This window comes from Hymenobacter gummosus (assembly GCF_003970915.1).
Taxonomy (GTDB): Bacteria; Bacteroidota; Bacteroidia; order Cytophagales; family Hymenobacteraceae; genus Solirubrum; species Solirubrum gummosum.
In genome coordinates this window covers 182,399-198,086 of sequence record NZ_RXOF01000009.1, presented here as the reverse complement: position 1 = coordinate 198,086, position 15,688 = coordinate 182,399, and the positions used below count along the sequence as shown (strand labels likewise).

The 15,688-nt window shown below is 66.1% G+C and carries 15 protein-coding genes; 11 read left to right on the top strand and 4 right to left on the bottom strand.

The annotated features are described in order from the left end of the window. The first annotated feature begins 5 nt into the window (after window positions 1-5). Both EJV47_RS16460 and EJV47_RS16455 read left to right on the top strand, forming a co-directional pair. A complete protein-coding gene (locus EJV47_RS16460; protein ID WP_126694268.1) occupies window positions 6-1,334 on the top strand; it encodes a TCR/Tet family MFS transporter in 1,329 nt (442 codons plus the stop codon). A gap of 29 nt (window positions 1,335-1,363) precedes the next feature. Then, window positions 1,364-1,870, top strand: a complete 507-nt coding sequence (locus tag EJV47_RS16455) for a GNAT family N-acetyltransferase (RefSeq protein ID WP_126694267.1) — start codon at window positions 1,364-1,366, stop codon at window positions 1,868-1,870. Between the two features lie 32 nt (window positions 1,871-1,902). On the opposite strand, the gene EJV47_RS16450 is transcribed toward EJV47_RS16455, so the two are convergent. Together EJV47_RS16450 and EJV47_RS16445 are read right to left on the bottom strand one after the other, a co-directional pair. Next, on the bottom strand, window positions 1,903-2,352 hold the full coding sequence (locus tag EJV47_RS16450; RefSeq protein WP_126694266.1) for an SUKH-3 domain-containing protein: 450 nt from the start codon (window positions 2,350-2,352) through the stop codon (window positions 1,903-1,905). A 91-nt stretch (window positions 2,353-2,443) separates the two neighbouring features. Then, window positions 2,444-4,243, bottom strand: a complete 1,800-nt coding sequence (locus EJV47_RS16445) for a serine hydrolase domain-containing protein (protein ID WP_126694265.1) — start codon at window positions 4,241-4,243, stop codon at window positions 2,444-2,446. Between the two features lie 323 nt (window positions 4,244-4,566). On the opposite strand from EJV47_RS16445, the gene EJV47_RS16440 reads away from it, so the two are divergent. Beyond that, a complete protein-coding gene (locus tag EJV47_RS16440; RefSeq protein WP_126694264.1) occupies window positions 4,567-4,980 on the top strand; it encodes a hypothetical protein in 414 nt (137 codons plus the stop codon). A 68-nt stretch (window positions 4,981-5,048) separates the two neighbouring features. On the opposite strand, the gene EJV47_RS16435 is transcribed toward EJV47_RS16440, so the two are convergent. Beyond that, on the bottom strand, window positions 5,049-5,903 hold the full coding sequence (locus tag EJV47_RS16435) for a pirin family protein (protein ID WP_126694263.1): 855 nt from the start codon (window positions 5,901-5,903) through the stop codon (window positions 5,049-5,051). Between the two features lie 196 nt (window positions 5,904-6,099). On the opposite strand from EJV47_RS16435, the gene EJV47_RS16430 reads away from it, so the two are divergent. Then, the gene (locus EJV47_RS16430) at window positions 6,100-7,179 is read left to right on the top strand and encodes an NADH:flavin oxidoreductase/NADH oxidase (protein WP_126694262.1); all 1,080 of its coding nucleotides are present in this window, start codon (window positions 6,100-6,102) and stop codon (window positions 7,177-7,179) included. Window positions 7,180-7,468: 289 nt separating this feature from the next. On the opposite strand, the gene EJV47_RS16425 is transcribed toward EJV47_RS16430, so the two are convergent. Next, window positions 7,469-7,909, bottom strand: coding sequence for a hypothetical protein (locus tag EJV47_RS16425; protein ID WP_126694261.1), 441 nt, complete (start codon window positions 7,907-7,909; stop codon window positions 7,469-7,471). A 180-nt stretch (window positions 7,910-8,089) separates the two neighbouring features. On the opposite strand from EJV47_RS16425, the gene EJV47_RS16420 reads away from it, so the two are divergent. From EJV47_RS16420 to EJV47_RS16390, 7 genes are all read left to right on the top strand, one after another. Next, complete coding sequence (locus EJV47_RS16420) at window positions 8,090-10,201, top strand: M13 family metallopeptidase (protein ID WP_126694260.1); 2,112 nt, start codon at window positions 8,090-8,092, stop codon at window positions 10,199-10,201. 404 nt (window positions 10,202-10,605) lie between these two features. Further along, window positions 10,606-10,986 (top strand): BlaI/MecI/CopY family transcriptional regulator, encoded by a 381-nt coding sequence (locus tag EJV47_RS16415; protein WP_126694259.1) that lies wholly within the window; start codon window positions 10,606-10,608, stop codon window positions 10,984-10,986. Further along, window positions 10,983-12,677: a M56 family metallopeptidase gene (locus EJV47_RS16410; protein WP_126694258.1), complete on the top strand. Its 1,695-nt coding sequence runs from the start codon at window positions 10,983-10,985 to the stop codon at window positions 12,675-12,677. Before EJV47_RS16415 ends, EJV47_RS16410 begins: the two co-directional genes overlap by 4 nt. A gap of 253 nt (window positions 12,678-12,930) precedes the next feature. Then, on the top strand, window positions 12,931-13,335 hold the full coding sequence (locus EJV47_RS16405) for a hypothetical protein (RefSeq protein ID WP_165903791.1): 405 nt from the start codon (window positions 12,931-12,933) through the stop codon (window positions 13,333-13,335). Between the two features lie 97 nt (window positions 13,336-13,432). After that, window positions 13,433-14,200, top strand: coding sequence for a PPK2 family polyphosphate kinase (locus EJV47_RS16400; RefSeq protein ID WP_126694256.1), 768 nt, complete (start codon window positions 13,433-13,435; stop codon window positions 14,198-14,200). Between the two features lie 155 nt (window positions 14,201-14,355). Beyond that, a complete protein-coding gene (locus EJV47_RS16395; protein WP_126694255.1) occupies window positions 14,356-14,910 on the top strand; it encodes an SRPBCC family protein in 555 nt (184 codons plus the stop codon). Between the two features lie 85 nt (window positions 14,911-14,995). Then, a complete protein-coding gene (locus tag EJV47_RS16390) occupies window positions 14,996-15,601 on the top strand; it encodes a pentapeptide repeat-containing protein (RefSeq protein WP_126694254.1) in 606 nt (201 codons plus the stop codon). The last annotated feature ends 87 nt before the right edge of the window (window positions 15,602-15,688 follow it).

Sequence of the window (15,688 nt, the reverse complement as noted above, 5' to 3'; positions counted from 1 at the left end):
GAGCTATGAGCAAAGAACCCCGCCAGGCCGACCTGGGCTTCATCTTCGTCACCCTGCTCATCGACGTCATCGGGTTTGGTATCATCATCCCGGTAGTGCCCGATCTGATACGGCAGCTGACCGGCGGCACCATCAGCGACGCGGCCCGCTACGGCGGCTGGCTGGTATTTGCCTTCGCGGTGATGCAGTTCCTGTTTTCGCCGGTGCTCGGCAACCTCAGTGACCGGTACGGCCGCCGGCCGGTGCTGCTGTTCTCCCTGTTCGGCTTCGGGCTCGATTACCTGCTGCTGGTGTTTGCGCCCACCATGGCCTGGCTGTTTGTGGGCCGGCTGCTGGCGGGCATCACCGGGGCCAGCATGACCACCGCCACCGCCTACATTGCCGACGTGAGCCCGCCCGAGAAACGGGCCCAGAACTTCGGCATGGTGGGCGCGGCGTTTGGCCTAGGCTTCATCATCGGGCCGGCCATTGGCGGGGAGCTGGCGGGCTGGGCGCCGCAGCTGCTGGGCTGGGCCGGGCAGCTGACGGGCACCGCGCTGGACGTGACCCGCTGGGCGCCGCGGGTGCCGTTTATGGTAGCGGCGCTGCTCACCTTCGTCAACTGGCTGTACGGCTTCTTCGTGCTGCCCGAGTCGCTGGACGCGGCGCACCGCCGGCCCTTCGAACTGCGGCGGGCCAACCCGGTGGGCTCCCTGCGGCAGCTGCAGCGCTACCCGGTTATTTTCGGGCTGGTCGGCTCCCTGATTTTCATCTACGTGGCGGCCCACGCCACGCAGAGCACTTGGTCGTACTACACCATGGAGAAATTCCACTGGAACGAGGCCTGGGTGGGCCGCTCCCTGGCCGTCATTGGGGCGCTGGTGGCCGTGGTGCAGGGCCTGCTGATTCGCTACATCAACCCGCGCCTGGGCTCGGAACGCTCGGTGTACGTGGGCATGCTGCTCTACGCCCTGGGCTTTCTGCTATTCGCATTCGCCAACCAGGGCTGGCTGATGTTCCTGTTTTCGGTGCCCTACTGCCTGGGCGGCATTGCCGGGCCGGCCATTCAGGGGCTGATTTCGGCCCAGGTGCCGGCCAACGAGCAGGGCGAGCTGCAGGGCGGCCTCACCAGCCTGGTCAGCGCCACCTCCATCGTGGGCCCGCCGCTGATGACCAACCTGTTTTCCTACTTTACCGGTCCCAAGGCCCCGGTGTACTTCCCCGGCGCGCCGTTTCTGCTGGCGGCGGTGCTCACCGTCATCAGCGCCTGGTTGGCGGCCCGCTCACTCAGCAGCTCGGCGCACCTGCGGCGCCCCACCGAAACGCCCGCGCCCGAGCAAGTGCTGGCGGAGTAGCTTTGCGCTTCATCTTTCCCGCTTCTGCTATGCTTCTCGTGCGCCCGGCTACCACTGCTGACTTACCCGCCATCATGGACATCGTGCGCCGGGTGGTGCCGCTGATGCAGGCCGCCGGCAATTTTCAGTGGGAAGCCGACTACCCCAACGAGCAGGTATTTGCCCAAGATATTGCCCGGCAGCAGCTCTGGGTGGCCGAGGCGGACGGCGCCGTGGCCGGGCTGGCCGCCCTCACCACCGACCAGGACGCCGAGTATGCCCAGGCCGACTGGGACGCCACTGAAACCGCCATCGTCACGCACCGCCTGGCCGTCGACCCGCGGGTGCAGGGCCGGGGCGTGGCGGCAGCCCTGCTGGAGCAGGCCGAGCAGCTGGCGCGGGCGCGGGGCCTTTGCTCCCTGCGCGTCGATACCAACTCCGAGAACCAGGCCACCCAGCGGCTGTTTCCGAAGCTGGGCTACCGGTTTGCGGGCGAAATCACGCTGGCTTTCCGGCCCGGCCTGCGGTTCTTCTGCTACGAGAAGCGGCTGGACTAAACTCTGACCCAACCAGCGCTGAAACGCCTGGCTCAGAGCTGCTGAAACGGCATATCCAGGCAAACGGCGGCAATGGCGGCGGGCCCGTCGGGGCCGACTAAGTACAGGCAGTCGTCGCAGCCACTGCCGTAGACGCGGCCCCGCTCGTCCATCAGCAGCAGCAGGTCTTCGTCGTAGGCTATGCCGATGACAGTCAGGGTAGCCGGGCCGAGGCGCTGGTATAGCTCCTGCCGCCCCTGCACCAGCCGCGGGTTAGCCAGGGCCGCGGGCACGTTCAGGTTGAGGTTGCTGATGCTGCCGTCGAGCCGCAGAAAGCGCAGCAGCAGGCCGCCAAATTCGCGCAGGAAGTCGTCAGCCGCGGCCGACCAAGGAAAACCCGCCGCGGCGTTGGCCAGGGCCAGGGAGCTGGCGTTGAGGCTGCGGCCTTCGTACCAACCAGCCTCGCGCAAGAGGTGCCAAACTTCTTCCGGAAACCGACTCATGCGGGCAACTGGTCTTAACGGAATACAAATCTATCCGCTAAAAACAAGATATCCGCGCAAGCTGCTCAGAATCTGAAAATAATATCCCGAATTATTTCAGCAGGCTCAGCCCAGCCGACCACAGCCGGGCCCAGTAAGACTGAGCCGCGGGCCGCTCCCCGTTGGAAGCTGCCGGAACCACGGCTTTGGCGTCGACTTTGACCGCGGCCGGGGCAGTGGGCTTGGGGCTGCGCCGGCGGGTACTGGCGGTGTGGCGGGTGGTTTTGCCGCGCTTGGCCGGCTTGGTAGCCTTGGCCACCACCTGCGGCTGAGCCGGCGTGCGAAACTCCAGCACCGGGTTGCCGTCGAGGGCGTAGACGGGGTGCTGGCCGGTGATGGTGTCCTGGCGGTACTCCACGAGGCGGGCAAAATAGGTGCGGCCGGGCAGCAGGTCGCGCACGGTCACGAGGCTGTCGGGGCCGGCGGCTACCACGGCGGCCCGGCCCAGGCTGGCGCCCTGCCCGAAGCTGGTGGCGGCCACGTAGTTGGTGCCGTCCTGGGGCAACTCAGTCACGGGTGCCTGCTCCTGCAGGATGAGCAGGCGGTCGGTGCCGGAGCCGTTGCGCCAGCTCAGGCGGGCGGCGGTGGGGCTCAGGGTCTTGGCTTGCAGCCGGCTGGCGTTTTGAGCGGGCGCAAACAAATCGTAGGCGGGCCAGCGGTTGTCGGCGGCGCGCAGGCAGTCCCAGCCTAGCTCTTCCAGGTCGTGCCAGAAGCGGTTGGGCACGGCGCGGCCATTCAGCAAGATGGCCCAGGTGTAGCCGGCGGCGGTGCGCACCACGCAGCTGGCCGTGCCGTCGAGGGAGCCGGTGTGCCACCAGGTGCTGCGGTCCTTGTTGACGAGCCAGCCCTTGGCGTAGCGGCGGTTGGGCTCGTCGGAGGTCGTCATGGTGTCGATGCTGGTGGCCGTGAGCAGGTCCGGGCGCGAGGGGTTGCCGTCGACGGCCAGCATGAAGCGCACCAGGTCGCGGGCCGAGAACAGCCAGCCGCCGTGGGCGCCCATGGCTTCCAGGTTCCAGCCGCCGTAGGGCATGGCCACCTTCTGCCCGGTGCCGTAGCACGACTCGCTCACCCGCTTGCTGAAGTACTCGGCTTCGCGCTCCTGCTTGTCGGTCAGCAGGTTGCGCCCCAGGTGAGCTTCGAGGATGTCGGCGGGGCGGAAGATATTGTCCTGCACCCAGGCGGCGTAGGGCCGGCCCGTCACCTGCTCGATGATTTTGCCCAGCACCAGGTAGCCCATGTTGGAGTAGGCGAAGCGGCTGCCGGGCGCAAAGTTCAGCCCCCGGCTGAGCACGAAGCGCAGCAGGGTGGTATCGGCCACGGGGTTCGAGGCCTGCATGGTCCGGGCCACGTGCAGCGGAAAATCGATGGGGTCGGAGCTGGAGAGGTTGTCCACGCCCGCGTTGCGGTTCCAGCCGCCGGTGTGCTCCAGCAGCTGGCGCACCGTAATGTCGTAGATGCGCTTATCCTGAATGACGTCGAGGTAATACGCGCTCTGCAAATAGCCCTCGGGGCCGAAGACGCGGTGATTGAGTGCCACGCGGCCTTGTTCGGCCAGCTTCAGGATGGCCACCGCCGTAACGGGCTTCGACACGCTGGCCACGCGCAGCAAGTGGGCCGGGCGCATGGGCTCGGTGCGGGCCAAATCGGCGTAGCCGAAGCCCCGCTCGTACACCAGGCGGCCGTCCTTGCTGATGGCCACCGAGGCGCCCGGAATGTCCCAGCGCTGCATAAACTCCTGCACGGCCGCGTCGCAGCCGGCCAGCTGCGGCGCGGCAATGCCCGTCGTCTGGGCCGTGGCGGCCGTCAGCGTCGTCAATAACCAGGCCCCTACCAGGGTAATCCACTTCCTCACGCCCCGACTTGTTGGTAGATGTAGTTATGCAGTCCGTTGCCCGCCCGGCAGAGCACCGGACGATTCTACAAGTTTACCAAATCGGGAAGATAAAATGGTAATATTATCAGCGAAATAAATTGTTATTTTCCTAGCAACGTTACTATAAAAGTGCCGTGCTAACGCTTGTAAGGCCTCTTTATGGCTGAAAGCCCGCTGGCCAATAGCAAACCATTTCACCGAAAATTGTGTTTTTTGACGAGCACCGCCGCGCAGCCTGCTGCGGGGCCGCCGGCGCGGGGGGCGTTGCGGCGGCCGGTTTTGCCCACCGAATTTCACTGGATATGGTATACGTTATGGCGCAGCAGTCCACTTACTTTGAGAACCGGGCCGCCCGATTGGTCGACGATGCCCGGGGCTTTCTGCGGCTTATCTGGCGTCCCAACGGGTACGACGTGGTCGAGCGGCGCGAAATCATGGAGCAGACGCTGGCCTGGCTGATTGAAACCCAGCACGGCCGCATCCTGGCCGACCAGCGCTACATGGTGCCCTTTTCGGCGGCCGAGCAGCAGTGGATTCAGGAGCACTGGTACCCGCGCGCCATCGGGCCGGGCAACTACCGCCGCCGGGCCGTGCTGCTGCCCCACGACGCGGCTGCCCGCCACGCCTCGGCGGCCGTGACGGTGCCGGTGCGCCACCAGATCAGCTACTGCAATTTCGACGACGAGGCCGAGGCCATTGCCTGGCTACTGGCCTGAACAAACCACGAAAAAGGCCGCTGCAACTCACTGCAGCGGCCTTTTTTATTGAAGCGCGGAATCCGCCCCTAGCCCCGCCACTGGCCGAACTTGCCAGCCTGGTAGTCCTGGTAGGCCTGCTGAATTTCGGCGGCGGTGTTCATCACGAAGGGGCCGTAGGCCACGATGGGCTCGAGGAAGGGCTGGGCGTGTCCCAGCAGCAGCACCGCGTCGGTCAAGGCTTCGATGTGCAGCTTGTCGCCGTCGTGGTTGAACTCGGTCAGCCGCAGCGCCTCGGTTTCCTCGCCGTTGACGCGCAGCCGGCCGCGGATGGTGTAGAAGAAGATGGTGTGCGCGGCCGGAATGGGCAGCGTGAGCTGGCCGCCGGCCTGAAAGTCGATGGTAGCCAGCTGAATATCGGCCAGGGGCTGCACGGCGCCGCGCTGCCCGGCCCACTCGCCCGACACGGCGTGGATACGCACGCGGCCTTCGTCGAGGCTGACGGTGGGAATGTCGGGGGCCTGCAGGCCGATGTATCGCGGTTCGGTGAGCTTGTCCTTGGCGGGCAGGTTCACCCAGAGCTGCAGAATTTCGAGCGGGCCGCCCGTACGCTTGAACTCCGGCGACGACACTTCGGCGTGGATAAGCCCGCGCCCGGCCGTCATCCACTGAATGCCGCCGGCGTTGATGATACTCTGGTGCCCGCCGGTGTCCTCGTGCATGATGTCACCCTCCAGGATGAACGTCACCGTTTCGAAGCCGCGGTGCGGGTGCGGGCCGAAGGGCAGGCCGCGGTTATTAGGCTTATAGGTCTGTGGGCCGTGGTGGTTCAAAAACAGAAACGGGTCGAGGTGCTCGACGGACTCGGTGGGCAGGGCGCGGTAGGTTACCAGATCGGCAATGGGGGCGCTGACGGCGCGGTGCTGCTGCTTGACGGTGCGCATGGGCAATGGTAAAGGGGATAAAGCGGCCCGCGAGTATACGCAGTCGGCCTTGCTCGGGCCGCGGCGGGCGGGGCGCCTGCAGGTAACCAGGAGCGGCCGCGGCCTGAACCATGCGGGGCGCCGGCGGTTGGGCAGGTAGCCCGGCCGTATCAGCGGCCGGCCCGGCTGCGTATGCCGGGACTTACCCGTTTCCGTTATGGCTCATCTGTTCACGCCGCTGACTTTGCGCGGCGTCACCCTCAAAAACCGCCTCGTCGTTTCGCCCATGTGCATGTACTCGGCCCAGGACGGCTTCGCCAACGACTGGCACCTGGTGCACCTGGGCAGCCGGGCCGTGGGCGGGGCGGCCCTCGTCATTCAGGAGGCTACCGCCGTGGCCCCCGAAGGCCGCATCACCCCCGACGACCTGGGCATCTGGCAGGACGAACACCTGCCCTTTCTGCGGCGCATCACCGATTTTATCAAGGCCCAGGGTGCGGTAGCGGGCATTCAGCTGGCCCACGCCGGCCGCAAGGCCAGCCACCAGAGCCCCTGGAAGGGCGGCGCCGAAATTCCGCCCACGGCGCCCGGCGGCTGGCCCACCGTGGCGCCCAGCGCCCAGCCCTTCGCCCCTGCCGAAACCGCCCCGCAGGCCCTCGACGCGGCCGGTATCCGGCGGGTCGTAGCCAATTTTGAAGCCGCCACCCGGCGCGCCGTGCAGGCGGGCTACGAGGTCATCGAAATCCACGCCGCCCACGGCTACCTGCTGCACGAGTTTCTCTCGCCGCTGAGCAATGAGCGCACCGACGAGTACGGCGGCTCGTTCGAGAACCGTATTCGCCTGCTGCTCGAGGTCACCGAGGCGGTGCGCGCCGCCCTGCCGGCCGAGCTGCCGCTGCTGGTGCGCATCTCCGCTACCGACTGGACCGAGGGCGGCTGGTCGGCCGACGACTCGGTGGCGCTGGCGCGGCAGCTGCAGCGCCGCGGCGTCGACCTCATCGACTGCTCCACCGGCGGCAACGTGCCCAAGGCCCCGATTCCCGTCGGGCCCGGCTACCAGGTGGAGTTTGCCGCCCGCATCCGGCAGGAAACCGGCCTGCCCACCGGCGCCGTGGGCCTCATCACCGACGCCCAGCAGGCCGAAACCATCCTCGCCGACGGCCAGGCCGATCTGATTCTGCTGGCCCGGGAGCTGCTGCGCGACCCGTACTTCCCGCTGCACGCCGCCCAGGAGCTGGGCACCGAGGTGCCCTGGCCCAATCAGTACGAGCGGGCCAAGCCGCGGGGCAGCCGCTAAGGCTTAATTAAATGAAGAAGGAGGAATGAGGAAGGAGGAAGAACGTCATCCTGGGCAACGCGAGGGACCCTCCTCCCACCCTGCACCAATGCTGATGCCAATGCGCAGACGCTATTTCACAGCGGGTAGTAACAAGCGCAGCCACTAACCGAAAATGGTAGTGGCTGCGCTTGTCAGTTGGTGCTGATTAACGTCTGCACAGTGGCATCAGCGGCGGTGCAAGGTTCGAGGAAGGTCCTTCGCGTTGCTCAGGATGACGTTCTTCTTTCCTCCTTCCCCATTCAAAAACCTACTGCCGCTCGAAGTCCAACGCGTTGAGCAGGGCCAGCATCATATCGGCGGCGGCGGGGCTGGCTTTGTAGCGGGCTTCGAACTTGGGGTCGTACTGCAGGGGGCCGAAGTACTGCACAAAGGCGCTGGCGCGCAGGTGCTGCACGGCCGTTTGCAGCTCGTCCTTGGAGAGGCTGCGCAGCCACTGGGCATAGGCCGGCGTGACGAGGCGGCCCCGCTGGCACAGGGCGTTGCACTCGCGCAGCAGCGGGGCCTCGGCGGTGGCGGTGGCGGGCAGGGCCATCAGCCGCTTCATCAGGCTGGCGGCGGCATTGGCCACTTTCAGAAAATCCGCTTCCACGTTGGCCGGCGCGGCGGCAACCGGAGCGGGCGGCGTCTGGGCCTGGAGGGGAGCAGCGCCCAGTAGCAGCAGCGAGGCAAGAAATAGAGCTTGTTTCATGTGAGGAGCGCGGGCCGAGTTCATTGCAAGATAACAGGACCGTAGCACGAATGGATGAGCTACGGCCCGAATTACGGCGGCGGGGCTAGCTTCGGGCAGCCGCCCGCCCGGTGCAGCCCCAGCGCCGGGCCGGGGGTCTTTCAAGTCCTTCCCTTCTCACTCCATTCCCCTTCAGACGCTATGAAAACGTCGATTCTGCTGCCGCGCCTGGCCGCCGCGGCGGGCCTGCTGGCGCTGGCCGGCTGCGCCTCCACCACGCCGGCCAGCACCGCCAGCACCACCCCGGCCGCTGCCACGCCGCCCCCGGCCGCCGCGCCCGAAGTCCGCGGCCTCAGCATCGATGTGGCTGATATTGACCGTTCGGTGTCGCCCTGCGAGGACTTTTTCCAGTTTGCGGGCGGCGCCTGGCTTAAGGCCAACCCCATTCCGAGCTACGCCTCCAGCTGGGGGCCGCGCAACCTGCTGCAGGACCGCAACCAGGCGCTGATGCGCAGCATTCTGGAAGCCGCCGCGGCCAACACCGGCGCGACCATGGGCTCGAACGCCCAGAAAGTCGGTGACTTCTATGCCACGGCCATGGACACGGTGGCCATTGAGCGGGACGGCCTGCGCCCGCTCCGGCCCGAGCTGGAGCGCCTGTTGCTGATCAAGGACAAAACCGGGCTCATCGTCGGCCTGGCCCGCCAGAAAATCCTGCAGACCGGCGCCTACTTCCGCATCGGCGTCGACGTGGACGAGAAGAACTCCACCCAGTACGTGGTGGGGCTGAACCAGGGCGGGCTGACCTTGCCCAACCGCGACTATTACCTCAAGGACGACGAGCGGAGCAAGCGCATCCGCGAGGCCTACCGCACCTACCTGCGCAATACCTTCGGGCAGCTGGGCGACAACGAGGCCACGGCCCAGCAGAACGCCGCCGTGGTGGAGCGCCTGGAAATGCGCCTGGCCAAGGCCTCCCGCACGCCCGTGGAGCTGCGCGACCCGCAGAGCAACTATAATAAGATGACGGTGGCCGCCGCCGCCAAGCGCTACCCCGCCCTCGATTTGCCCCGCCTGCTGGCTGCCATGCAGCTCGGCGCGGCCCAGGAGCTGGTGGTGGGCCAGCCGGCTTTCTTCGACGAGCTGAACAAGCTGGTGAAAGCCGAGCCGCTGGCCGACCAGAAAACCTATCTGCGCTGGCACTTGGTGCGCTCGGTGAGCGGGGCGCTGCCCAAAGCCTACGTCGACGAGGCCTTCCGCTTTCAGCAGGTGCTGGGCGGGGCCAAAACCCAGCAGGTGCGCTGGAAACGCATGCTGGCCGCCACCGACGCCTACCTGGGCGAGGCCTTCGGGCAGCTGTACGTCGACAAGGCCTTCTCGCCCCGGGCCAAGGCCAAGGCCCTGGAAATGGTGGCCAACGTGAAGGAGTCGATGGCCGACCACATCCGCTCGAACACCTGGATGAGCCCGGCCACCAAGGAGGAGGCACTGAAAAAGCTGAATGCCCTGCGCGTCAAAATCGGCTACCCGGACGTGTGGAAGGACTACTCCCAGCTCGTCATCACCCGCGGCTCCTACCTGACCAACCTGCTAGCCGCCCGCGCCTGGGAAACGCGCGACAACCTGCGCCACCTCGGCCAGCCCATCGACCGCAACGAGTGGGGCATGACGCCGCCCACGGTGAATGCCTACTACAACCCGCCGATGAACGAAATCGTCTTCCCGGCCGGCTACCTGCAGCCCCCGTTCTTCAACCCCGACGCCGACGACGCGGTCAACTACGGGGCCATCGGCGGGGTGATGGGGCACGAAATGACCCACGGCTTCGACGACCAGGGCCGGCAGTACGACGCCGCCGGCAACCTGCGCGACTGGTGGACCAAGGAGGACAACGACGAGTTTAACCGCCGCGCCGCCATCGTGGGCACCCAGTACGACGCCTTCTCGCCCCTCGACTCGGTGCACGTGAACGGCAAGCTGACCATGGGCGAAAACCTGGCCGACTTCGCCGGGCTGACCATCGTGTACGGGGCCCTGCAGAAGCAGCTGCAGAAAACCTACGGCGACAAACCGCGCCCCAAAATCGACGGCTTCACGCCCGAGCAGCGCTTCTTCCTGGCCTGGGCCCAGCTGCGCCGCACCAACATCCGCCCCGAAGCCCTGCGTCAGCAGATTCTGACCGACCCGCACTCCCCCGGGCAGTACCGCACCATCGGCCCGCTGATGAACATGCCGGAGTTCTACCAGGCCTTTGGCTGCCAGCCCGGCCAGAAAATGGTGCGCGCCGAGGGCGAGCGGGCCAAAATCTGGTAAACCGGGTTGGCGGGCGACAAAAAAGAACGTCATCCTGAGCAAAGCGAAGGACCTTCCTCGCACCCCGCACCGCCGCTCCTTACGAAGTGCCGACGCTTTTAAGCCGATGCACCAACATCAAGCACAGCCACCAACGCCCGGTCGTTTGGTGGCTGCGCTTTCGTCGTTCTTACCGCAGCGTCTGAGCTTTGTTGGCAACGGCAGTGCGAGGTCGAGGAAGGTCCTTGACTACGTCGACCTTCGGTTCGGCGGCGCCGTACGCCAGATGAAGGAGGACGTGTTAGAAAGTCACTCTACGCAGCGTAAAAGGGCTTTTTTTATTTATACAAAAAAATATTTCGCCCCGGCGCATTCCTTGTTACGAAACTTTCGTAGAATTACGAACAAATCGTAATAAGCTGAATATGGAACGACTTACTCAACCCGAGGAAGAGGCCATGCGGGCCTTCTGGCAGCTAGGCGGCGGCTTTATCAAGGACGTGCTGGAGCAACTGCCCGAGCCGCGGCCGCCCTACACCACGCTGGCCTCCACGGTGCGCAACCTGGAGCGCAAGGGCTACCTGCAGGGCGAGAAGCTGGGCAACACTTTCCGCTTCACCCCGCTCATTGCCGAGCAGGACTACCGCCGCCGCTTCGTGAGCAGCCTGGTGGGCGACTATTTCAAGAACTCCTACAAAGAGCTGGTGTCCTTCTTCGCCAAGGAGCAGAAAATCAGCGCCGAGGAGCTCAAGGAAATCGTGCGCATGATTGAGGACGGGCCCGACCAGCACAAGCCACAGTCATGATACCGGCCCCGTTGCTTTACCTGGCCCAGATGCAACTGGCGCTGTTGCTGCTGCTGGGCGTGTATTACCTGGCCTTGCGCCGGCTCACGTTTCACCGGCTCAACCGCTTCTACCTGCTGGGCAGCCTGGCCCTGGCCGCCCTCTACCCCGCCCTCGACCTGAGCGCCCTGAGTTTGCGCGCTGCCCCGGCGGCCGCAGCCCGGCGGCTGAACCTGCTGCCGCTGCTGCAGGAGGGCGCCGCGGGCGCCGCCCCAGCCCCCTCCGCCGCCCTTTCGGCCGAAACCTGGTGGCTGCTGGCCTACGGCGCGGGCGCGGCGCTGATGCTGGGGCTGCTGCTGGTGCAGGCCGCCGCGCTCTGGCGCCTGCACCGCGCCTCCCGGCCGGTGCGCCAGCCCGGGGCCGCGTTCCGGGCAGTACAGGCGCCAGTCAGCCCGTTCTCCTTCGGGCGGCACATCTACCTGAATCCGGCGCGGCACGCGGCCGACGAGCTGCCGGCCATCTTGCTGCACGAGCGGGTGCACGTGCGCCAGCTGCACAGCCTCGATACCCTGCTGGCGCACCTGCACCGGGCGCTGGCCTGGGCAAGTCCGGCCGCCTGGCTGTGGCTGCGGGCCGTGCAGGAAAACCTCGAATTCATTGCCGACGCGGCCGTGCTGCGCGAAAGTGAGCTGCCCGCCAAAACCTACCAGTACAGCCTGCTGCGCCTGAGCACGCTCGGGGCGGCCCCTGCCTTTACCACTCCGTTTTCTTTTATCACCCTCAAAAACCGCATTCAAATGATGAATACCCCCGAGTCCTCGCCCCGGCAGCTGACGCGCTACGCCGCCGGCCTGGGCCTGCTGCTGCTGCTGGCTGCCGCCTGCGCAACCCCTAAGGCCACCGAGACGCCGCAGCCCCGCCCCAATGCCACGGCCGCCGCCCGCGGCCTCGACAAGCTGACCTACCTGCTCGACGGGCGCCCCGCCACCGAAGCCGAGGTGTTTGCCCAGGAAAGCAACCTGCTCACCATGCACATCTACAAGGGCAACAAGCCCGGGCAGCGCGCCGACCTCGAAGCCCTGCGCCGCGACTACGGCAGCCGCCTCGACGACGGGCTGATGTTTGCCTTCACCAAAGCCGGCGTTAATACGCCCGCCGTGCAGGAGCTGAAAACCAAGTACGGCATCCAGATTGGCGACCCGGCCACGCTGGAAAAGCACAAGACCAGCACCGAAGCCATGTACCGGAAGCTGCTCGACGGCAAAGGCCTCAGCGACGAGGAAATCGGTGGCCGGCTGGTGCTCATTGACCAGCAGCCCGCCACCGCCGAACAGCTGCGGGCCCTGCCGCCCAGCGTCATCACCGGCTTTGCCGTGGGCGACGGGCCAGTCAAGAAATTCGGCGAGGCCGGCCGCAAGGGCACGGTTATCGTCATGACGAACCGGCCGGGGGCCCGGGACCAGGCCAGCAGCCCGGCCGGCGGGATGGACCAGGCTCAGTACTACCTCGACGGCCAGCCCATCAGCAAAGCCGCCGCGGAGCAGCTCAACCCCGGCGACATCAGCAGCATGCGCGTGTTCAAGGGCGAGCAGGCCCGCTCCTTCGCCAGCGCCTCGGAGCCGAACCCGCGCCCCGTTATTCTGATTGTGACAAAGGCCAACGAAAAATCCGACGCGGTGAAGGCCTTCAACCAGAAGCACCACGTGGAATAAGTGCCCCGCCATTACATTACCCCAGCTCAATTCGTTAGCGAAGCCGTATTTCCCGTCTTTGTATTGCTCGTATCTTGGCGCCCCGCGGCATTCGGTTAGGATGCGGCGGGGCCGCTGTGCGTAGGGCCGCATCGGGCACCCTTAGCCGCTACCGCCGCCGGCCCCGCCGAACACTTGCGCCGCCGCCACCGTATTTTCGGCTGCCGCTGTTTTGTGTTCCACCTGCTGAATTGTGCTGCGTATGGCATTACCCGTGCTTTCCGCCGACTACCTGCTGCTCCAGCACCGCTCCGATTTGGGGCTGGTGGCAGCCCGCTGGACGCGGCCCGTCAACTCCGGCGAGCTGCGCGCCGGCTACCAGGAAATGCTGCGTTTCGCCACCGGCTGCGACACCTGCCGCCGCTGGCTCATCGACGCGCGCCGCCGCGTGGAAGTCGATGCCCGCGACGTGCACTGGCTCACGGAGGTGTTTTACCCCACGCTGCGGCAGCACCTGCACGGGCACACCTACCTGGCCTTCCTCATCGGCCCGCACCAGGCCGACCACGTGCAGGACGACTCGCTGCCGGCCCTGCCCTATACCCACGGCAGCAACTGCTCCGTCAACCAGTTCACCGACGAGGGCGAAGCCGTGCGCTGGCTGGTAGCGCAGCGCTGAAGCGGGGCAAACGTGGTCCGCAACGGCCGGGCGGGCCGCCCGGCAGCTCTTTGGGGCCCGGGTGCGTACAGCCACTGAACCGTTGCTGCCCCTGCTTATGGCTACCCCCGCTTTCGACCTGACGAAGCTGCCGACCCGCGCCCCCGCCGACTTCCACAAAGACGATACGCTGCGCCAGCTGGAGCGCATCAAGAACGAGCTGGTAGACTGGCAGATGCGCCTCTACGCCGAAAACCGCCGCAGCGTGCTGGTGGTGCTGCAGGGCATGGACGCCAGCGGCAAGGACGGGCTCATTCGTAAAGTGTTCAGCGGCCTGAACCCGCAGGGCGTGGCGGTGCATTCCTTCAAGGAACCGAGCAAGGACGAGCTGGCCCACGACTTTCTGTGGCGCATTCACGCCCGCACGCCGGCCAAGGGCATGATTCACGTGTTCAACCGCTCGCACTACGAGGACGTGCTCATCACCCGGGTGCTGGGCCTGGTAAATGCCACCGAGGCGCGCCGCCGCTTCGCCCGCATCAACGACTTCGAGCAGCTGCTGCGCGAGGCGGGCACCACGGTGCTGAAATTCTACCTGCACGTCTCGGAAGAGGAGCAGCGGGCGCGGCTGCTGGAGCGCGTGCAGGATGCTACCAAGCACTGGAAATACGAGGCCGGCGACGAGGAAAAAGCCCGGCAGTGGCCCCAGTACCGCGCCGTGTACGAGGACGTATTCGAGCACTGCAGCCCCGCCGCCTGCCCCTGGCACATTGTGCCGGCCGACCAGAACTGGTACAAGGCCTACTTCGTGGCCGCTGCCCTGCGCGACGCCCTGGCCGGTATGAATCCGCAGTACCCCGCCTCCAAAGCCGAACGGCCGGAGTAGCTCCGAAAGCGGTAACTCAATAGCCATCTGCAAGGTTAGCTGCTTCCCGGGCTTTCATTTGAGCAACTCGCGTCCGATATTTTTATTAGTATTTATTGCCAAAATTATTAGCAAATTCTATATTCGTGCCAGCATAGATAACGCTGGTCGAAACCATGAAAACGCTGAAGAAAACCGGGCTGGGCCTGCTCACGCTGGTGGTAGTATTGTCGCTCGTGTCGCAGTTGCTACCGCGCCGGGTGCGCGTAGAGCGCAGCGGGGTTATCAATGCGACGCCGAGCACGGTGTTTGAGCAAATCAATACCCTGAAGAACTGGGAGAAATGGTCGCCCTGGCACCGGCTCGACCCGCAGATGCAGCTGACCTACTCCGGGCCGGCGGCCGGTGTGGGCGCCCGCTACGCCTGGACCAGCGCGGATAGCGACGTGGGCAACGGCTCCTTCACCATCACCGGCAGCGTGCCCGCCCGCCGCATCGACGCGGAAATGAACTTCATGGAGGAAGGCACCGCCACCTGCTCCTACCAGCTGGAACCAGCCGGCCACGGCACCCGCATCAGCTGGGTGATGGAATCGGATATGGGCTACAACCCGCTTAGCCGCTACATGGGCCTGCTGATGGACCATTTCGTGGGCTCCGACTTTGAGAAGGGCCTGCGCAACCTGCAGGAAGTAGCCGGCGACGCCCCCGTAGCCAGCGCCCAGTACTAACATCTTGACAGCGGCCCGCGTGAGTGACGGGCTGCCTGTTCGGGCCGGGGCTGCGCACGCGCGCTCTGGTCCTTTTTCTTTGCCTATGAAGTCCCGTCGTCCCACCTCCGCCCGGCCCCGCACCCTCGTTTTTCCCGCCGACCACGTCCACGAGCGTTGGACCGCCGCCGAGCTGCTGATGGCCGAAGCCGAGCTGGAGCTGCAGCACTTCGTCGGCTGCGACTTTGCCGGCGCCCGGCTGGACCGGCGGCGCTTCACCGACTGCCGCTTCGAGCGCTGCAACTTGGCCCTGGCCTCGCTGACCGGCACCGCCCTGCAGCACGTGACTTTCGTGGGCTGCAAGCTGACGGGCCTGCCGCTGGCCGCCTGCCGCGACTTTCTGCTGGAAGTGCAGTTTGAGGATTGCCAGCTCGACTACGCTTCCTTTGCGGGCAAGCCCCTGGCGGGCACCCGCTTTGAACGGTGCACCCTCAGCGGAGCCGACTTCACCGGCGCCGATCTGACGGGCGCCAGCTTTGCCGGCTGCACGCTCGACGGGGCCGTTTTCCAGCAAACCCGGCTCGGCGGCGCCGATTTGCGCACGGCCACCGGCCTGCACCTCGACCCGGAGCAGAACGTGCTGACCAAGGCGCGCTTCGCCCTGGACGGGCTGCCGGGGCTGCTCGGCAAGTACGACTTGGTGATTGAGTAGCGCGTCCTACAGGGATATAAAAACAGCCCCCGCGGCCTCTGGTACCGCGGGGGCTGAGTTGTTTTCGGGCCCCGGCCGGGCTGCCCG